The organism is Brasilonema octagenarum UFV-OR1 (assembly GCF_963888615.1).
Classification (GTDB): Bacteria; Cyanobacteriota; Cyanobacteriia; order Cyanobacteriales; family Nostocaceae; genus Brasilonema; species Brasilonema sennae.
In genome coordinates this window covers 1-6,647 of record NZ_CAWPKW010000177.1, presented here as the reverse complement: position 1 = coordinate 6,647, position 6,647 = coordinate 1, and the positions used below count along the sequence as shown (strand labels likewise).

Here is a 6,647-nt window from a genome sequence, read left to right as displayed (position 1 = left end):
GGGAGCGGTTAGCCCTCAGAAAGCATTCACGCCAAAGCCCTGCGCGATACGCCACTTGCACCGTCCTTGGGAACCTCCGAAGTTGCCACAACGCGCTTAACCCGCGCAAGGCACTTCTCACCGGCAACGCAGTGGCTTAAGTTGATTGCGGCATTCAAATCCCTATCTATCACGTGTCCACAATGTTCACATGAATAAACACGTTCACTCAACAACAGGGTTTCTTTCTTGCAGCCGCAATTACTACAAGTCTTGGATGATGGGTACCATCTATCCGCAACTACAAGCTTGCTTCCAAACTTCTTGCATTTGTATTCAAGCTGGCGCTTAAATTCGTAAAATCCGCAATCGGCAATGGATTGAGCTAGTTTGTGATTAGACATCATACCGGAAACATTTAGGTCTTCCACCACTACAAGCGCGTGGTTTTTGCATAAGTAATGGGTGACCTTGTGAAGCGAGTCCTTACGAATGTTTGCTACCCGGTTATGATGTCTCGCTAGTTTAATCTTTAATTTATGACGATTGTTACTACCTTTGATTTTACGCGCCAAGGACTTAGACAATCGCTTCAGTTTTTGGATGTTCTTTTTGTAGGCTTTGGGGTTGGGGAACGTAACGCCAGTACTAAGTGTAGCTAGTTCTTTTATTCCCAAATCCACTCCAACAACATCCACTGGCTTAGGCGTAGGCTTGCATTCTTGTTCGTATGCAAATGCAATATACCAGTCGTCAGCTACTCGCGATATTGATAATTTAGTGGTTGTTGTATGGGGCAGTCCTTCATAGGTCTTAACCCATCCGATGGTAGGGAGTTTGATTCGTACACCACCCACAGGGATGGGTTTACCACTAGCATCAATTGTGAAAGAATCATTAATACCTTTCTTTTTGAACCTGGGGAAACCGCCTAATCCTTTGAAGAATCGAGCGTACGCATCACCAAGTTGATCAAAAGCATACTGCGTGATTTTTTGACAAATCCCTTTCTCCTTGATCCACTCCAACGAAGTCTTAACTTCATTGTTGAAAAACTTTTTGAGAAGAAACTTATTTGGCTTGAATCCATCGCTATATAAGCTTTTCCAAGTAGCCAAACCCCAGTTGTAAGTGAAGCGCGCTATACCTGCGTGCTTGCTCATTACTATTTTCTGTACGTAGGTTAGTTTCAACTTAGTTTTGATGGATAAAAGCATTGATCACCGGGGGTATGACTGGGAAAAAGAGCCAGCCCACAAACAACGAGTACTCGTGGGTGTCGACAGATCAACAAAAACTGGGCTCCCCACTCGCAACTTAATTTAATTTGATTAAACTCACCAACGTTGTCACCAAAGAAAGCTGGTCTTCAAAACGGAACGTGAAAGTTTCCCTTCATTGCGTTCCTCAACATCTCGGTGCTTATCAGGCAGACCTTATACAGCCAAACCAAGATAAGGCGGAATATTAAGCGAACGTGAGGGAAGAAAAGCCAATCGCATCAGCCCATAGCCAAAAGCCCAGTCATAACGACTGGGCCTTAATAATAGGCAGTGGAGTTATCTCCTCTTTGGCTCAATATAAGAAGTTCAGATATAAGTAGTTAGGTTAATAATATCTACCACCACATGAATACCAATTCCGGAAAAGGAACCATAGATTTTTTAACTTCAAGATTGGAGCAGCTTTGGGTACAATCAGGCAGCAGTGAATAGCAAGGAGGAGAAAAGCTGTGAATGCGACTTATAGCGGCGGCTGTCAATGTGGACAAATTCGCTATGAAATCCGTGCTGAACCGTTAACTCTCTATTTGTGTCACTGCAAGGAATGTCAGAAGCAATCTTCTAGCGCTTTTGGAATGTCCCTCACTGTGCCACGAGATGCTGTTGTCATTATTCAAGGTGAACCAAAGGCTTGGAAACGTAAAGCTGATAGTGGACGTGAGGTGACTTGCCTGTTTTGCGGTGACTGCGGAACACGATTGTTCCATGAGCGGGCTTATAATCGAGAAACCATCAACGTCAAAGCTGGAACGCTAGATGACACGAGTTGGTTACGTCCTGTGGGTAACCTTTGGACAAATAGCGCTCAGCCGTGGGTGATGATTTGCGATCAGATGCTCAATTATGAGGGACAACCAGCAGATGTGCGTCCTTTGTGGGAGAAATGGGCACAACAGCATTCATGAAACTATAAAAATCACTGTTGCGACTCCTGTTTAACAGTCGCGTATGCCCAATCCAACCACGGTAGCAACGCCTCAATATCTGTCGTTTCTACTGTGGCTCCACCCCAAATCCTGATTCCTGGCGGTGCAGAACGGTAAGAGGCGATATCAAAAGCAACTTCTTGCTTTTGGAGAAGTTTCGCGATTTTTTTAGCGGATTCTGCTTGCTTCTCTGGACTTAAGTTTGTAAACCAATCATCAACAATCTTGAGGCAAATTGAAGTACAAGAACGGGTTTCTGGCTTCTCTGCTAAGAAAGCCGCCCAATCACTTTGCTCAACCCAACGGGCAATTGTCGCCAGATTTGCCTCACTACGACGAATCAAGCCGGGAAGTCCACCAATGCTGTCTGCCCAGAGTAATCCATCAAGCGCATCTTCTACACACAGCATTGATGGGGTGTTAATTGTGTCCCCTTTGAAAATTCCTTCAATAAGCTTACCTTTTTGTGCTAGGCGAAACAGCTTCGGTATCGGCCAAGCAGGTTGGTAGCTTTCCAAACGTTCAACAGCGCGGGGTGAAAGGGCAATCACTCCATGCTGCGCTTCTCCTCCCAGCACCTTTTGCCAAGAGTAGGTCACAACATCTAACTTATGCCAGGGTACTTCCATCGCGAAAACGGCAGAAGTTGCATCGCAGATGGTCAAACCTTGACGGTCATCTTTGATCCAATCGCCATTAGGAACCCTAACACCTGATGTCGTGCCATTCCACAAAAACACCACATCATGACTAAAGTCAACTTGGTTGAGGTCTGGTAAACTGCCATAGGTTGCCTTGAGAACGTTGAGATTAGGCAACTTGAGTTCGTCTACAACATCTTTAACCCATTCCAAACCAAAGCTTTCCCACGCCAAGATATCAAGGGGGTACTTTCCTAACAGCGACCATAGTGCCATTTCCACTGCGCCTGTGTCGGAAGCTGGAACAATGCCCAAGCGATAATCTGCAGGAACACCAAGAATTGTTTTGGAGCGCTCAATGACTTCTTTGATGCGAGATCTGCCATCCTCAGAACGGTGAGAGCGACCTACGAAAGCATTTTCCAGCTTGGAAACAGACCAGCCAGGACGTTTGGCACAAGGACCAGAGGAGAAATTAGGAACTCGTGGCTTTGTTGTTGGAGGAGTAAGATGTGGTGACATACAAGGTACTTCAGTTATAGATGCGACCTAGTGAAAGGTCGTAACTCGCTACTACTTTACGCTTTGCTTTGTACCTAGGTCAACAGTCTAAATTTCTGAATTCCTACATATAATATAGATCCCTGCTCGCAATCAACAAAAGTTTCTTTTGAGACCGATTGATATCAACCGAAGTTTTCTTTGAGACTCATTAAGTTTCAGGCATATCATACCTAATACACTGGTTGAATAAATTAGGTGAGTCTGAATCGAACTGATGATAGATAACTGTTACTTCTTCTTCGGGGAAACAACCTCAAACTCGAAAAAACCAACGCGACGGTTATCAATGTAGACTGCGATCGCATGTTTACCAGTAGGATCGCCAGAAGCAACAGTCCAAAAGTTCTCAATGACTCCTTTTTTTGCTGACTGTGTGCGCTTTGTCACTGCTTCCATGCCATCGGCTGATATTAATAAATTTTCACCACTACTTGTACTCCAAGTTTCTGGAAGTTTCGGTAATCGAAGGACTTCTTTCCATGTCACTTCATTTTGGTTATCCTTAAGCTGAATACGCCATCCGTAACGATTTCCTTCTTGATGTGGCACTTTTGTTGTGGGGACAAAGGACGTTTTACCGTTGCGATCGTCTCTTAAAACCCCAAACTCGGCTTGGTTAACAGTAATCGTTTTAGTATTGATTTGATTAGAAGATACAACGTCATTGACAGCAAAAGAAGATACAACCCATGATGTTAGCCAGCAAGATGATAGTACTATACCGTAAGCTAAATTTTTAACTCGCATCAGCTTTTTTAAAAAAGGACTTGTTAATTCATATATGAATCAACATCCTTTTTCAGATAAAATGCTGACATTTCTACTAGACCTCTCCAAAAATGATTTTTAGTGCAAGCGCGGGGTATTGGTTTCATAGCCATTTTTGGAGAGGTCTACTCTAAAGAAGTTGGAAATCGGAAGTTAAAAGAGAGTTTTGACTGAATTCTTTCTTATGAAGAGTTAAGCGTTCGGGTGTTGAGCGTTCCCTAATAACAAGAGCGCACCAGATAACACGACTCTTGCTGCGCCCTGATTCAAAATATCAATTAAAAATTAAAAAATATTTTTCGGAGAATTCAAAATACCAAAAACAGAAGGTGATTAACTTCACTACTCACGAAATGAGTTAACCCTGCAACGAGAGCCATGACTATCTAACTTGCTTAACGCATTCCAAGTCAAAGCTTCAACGATACCTTCGCTTTCTAAACAATGTTCTGCTTGAAAAGCCAAAACTGCAGCCTCAGTTTTTGCTCCAAAAATACCATCAATGGCACCAAAGTAGTAGCCACCAACTTGTAGGGGTTCTTGAACAGCCTTGACTACAGTTCCACTACTACCAAAACTTAGGATTGGCAAGCCAGCAAATCCGTTGGACAAATATGCCCAAGTTTGTTGTCCCACAACCCCATCTATTGTCAAGAAAGCAAGACACTGCAAGTATTTCACAGCATCTCTGGTTTGGTGATCAAAGTAACCTACGGTAGAAACTGACAAAGGAGACACTGATACAGTATCTAGTTGAGCAAGCCGCCGATTTAAGGCTTTCTGCATATCTTTAACAATTGAACCACAAGCACCAAATTGTAAGGTTGGTTTCTTTGTAGGGAGTTGAAGTGTAATAGACAGAACCATAATATCACTTTAAATATGTAAGCATATATTAAGGACTGATAAGAGAATCGTTAAAGTTCCCTAACATAACTACGTCGAAAGAAAAAATATTGTTTTTTGATACCAGTAGTGTTAATTAATATTTTTTTGCTAGGATCGACCAACTTCAGTTATTTGACTTAACTACTAGCAGATTGCGGAGTATTGCTAGATATGTATGACATCCGTCTGTCAACAGAGTTTTGGATGTATCTAATTTTCATAAGATCTTTCAAAAGATGAGTATCTTTGGCGATTACTCTTTTATTTTTAGTAGTACAATTGTTCTATAGTAAGAAATTTTGGTCTTGGCGATGCTTCCAAAGGGACGGCTCTTATGAGAAAATCGCCAATTGCGCTGTGCTTTCATGTGGACAATTTCCTGTGAAGGTACCGCACTCTTGTCTTTATGTCCGTAGGACACAATGAACTTCTAAAAATCCAGTATTATTGAGTAACATGATGACACCACTGAAGAATGCAATTGCTATCCCAGATGACAAACAAGCAATTGCAAAATCAGACTTCGACCAACAATATTTAGAAGAAGCAGCTACTGTGCTCAAAAGCATTGTGGATGATAGTATTTCCTTCCAAATGCTTGCTGATGCGACTGAAACTATTCTGCGTCATGCCTTTTGGTTAGCCAAGCAAAAACAGAAGCGCTCTGTTAGAGAGTATAGAAGATTACTGGTCGATTATGGTTGGAAGGGTGAAGAAAAAAAATATCTCAAGATTGCAGCAGCATTTCAAATGTTCTCGCCTCAAGAGTTAGCACAAATAGAACCAAGCACTGTATATCGGCTAGCACAGAATAGCAATAAGTACAAACAAATTATAGATAGGCTTTTAGACTTAACTGCAATTACCCAAGAAGCTGTACGCTCTTTAATGAGAGAACCGCGCACTCCTAAAGAAGACAAACCTGAAAAACCAAGTATTTGGCGGCGCACGAAGAATGGCGGGAGGTACTGCCAAATTCCACCAATTCACGAAACTGATGAGCGAACTGGGACGACTTTACAAAAGATGATAGATAACGAAGGGTTGAGTGCACAGCATATTGTGGCTGAAGCTGTAGCGCTTCGACAAGCTTATAAAGAAGGGCGGCTGACAGTTGTGGAAAAAAAGGTAAACTAAATTGTCCTGGAAGATGGCGATCTGCCGCTATGCAGAGCGCGAACGCGCAGCGTCTCGTAGAGAAGCTATCGCTTCAATAGTTATGCACCAAACAACATCCCCGATTTCTGTCAGAAGTTGGGGATTTTGGTTTTAGGCGATCGCTTCGCACCTGCTTTCCAGCATCGTCCCTGCTCTTCTTAATAGCGACACGCTGCTTTGTATCTCCTACGGAGACGCTGCTTTGTAAGTCCCAAAGGGACACGCTTACGCGTTCGCAATCATGCGTGCGCTTGCGCTTACGCTCGATTCGTGCGCTTGCGCTTACATAATGACATTTCACGTTTAATTAGGTTGACTACTTAACAAAAGCCAATTTGTCAAGATTTCTAATTGAGGCAGTTCTATACTCTGTTTTTACTATAGAATTCCTATTTGAGTTTTGACGAAGCTAGGTACACCTTTATTTCTTCTTTCCTGTT

Annotated in this window: 6 protein-coding genes; 2 read left to right on the top strand and 4 right to left on the bottom strand. The window is 42.7% G+C overall.

The window, feature by feature from the left end; genetic code table 11:
* Positions 1 to 26: 26 nt before the first annotated feature.
* Positions 27 to 1,196: an RNA-guided endonuclease InsQ/TnpB family protein gene (locus AC5590_RS12360; protein ID WP_248277425.1), complete on the bottom strand. Its 1,170-nt coding sequence runs from the start codon at positions 1,194 to 1,196 to the stop codon at positions 27 to 29.
* 515 nt (positions 1,197 to 1,711) lie between these two features.
* Between AC5590_RS12360 and AC5590_RS12355 the strand changes: the two genes are divergently transcribed.
* Complete coding sequence (locus tag AC5590_RS12355; RefSeq protein WP_169268746.1) at positions 1,712 to 2,167, top strand: GFA family protein; 456 nt, start codon at positions 1,712 to 1,714, stop codon at positions 2,165 to 2,167.
* Between the two features lie 11 nt (positions 2,168 to 2,178).
* Here the strand turns inward: AC5590_RS12355 and AC5590_RS12350 are convergent, their stop codons facing one another.
* The 3 genes from AC5590_RS12350 to AC5590_RS12340 all read right to left on the bottom strand — a co-directional run bounded on the left by AC5590_RS12350 (position 2,179) and on the right by AC5590_RS12340 (position 5,028).
* Positions 2,179 to 3,351 carry a phosphoserine transaminase gene (locus AC5590_RS12350; RefSeq protein WP_169268745.1) on the bottom strand — a complete coding sequence of 391 codons (1,173 nt, stop codon included), beginning with the start codon at positions 3,349 to 3,351 and terminating at the stop codon, positions 2,179 to 2,181.
* Positions 3,352 to 3,621: 270 nt separating this feature from the next.
* Positions 3,622 to 4,140, bottom strand: coding sequence for a PM0630 family protein (locus tag AC5590_RS12345; RefSeq protein ID WP_169268744.1), 519 nt, complete (start codon positions 4,138 to 4,140; stop codon positions 3,622 to 3,624).
* Positions 4,141 to 4,503: 363 nt separating this feature from the next.
* Positions 4,504 to 5,028, bottom strand: a complete 525-nt coding sequence (locus AC5590_RS12340; protein ID WP_169268743.1) for a peptidoglycan-binding domain-containing protein — start codon at positions 5,026 to 5,028, stop codon at positions 4,504 to 4,506.
* Between the two features lie 477 nt (positions 5,029 to 5,505).
* Here AC5590_RS12340 and AC5590_RS12335 point away from each other — a divergent pair, with 477 nt between their 5' ends.
* On the top strand, positions 5,506 to 6,186 hold the full coding sequence (locus AC5590_RS12335; protein ID WP_169268742.1) for an Alr2735 family protein: 681 nt from the start codon (positions 5,506 to 5,508) through the stop codon (positions 6,184 to 6,186).
* Positions 6,187 to 6,647 lie beyond the last annotated feature (461 nt).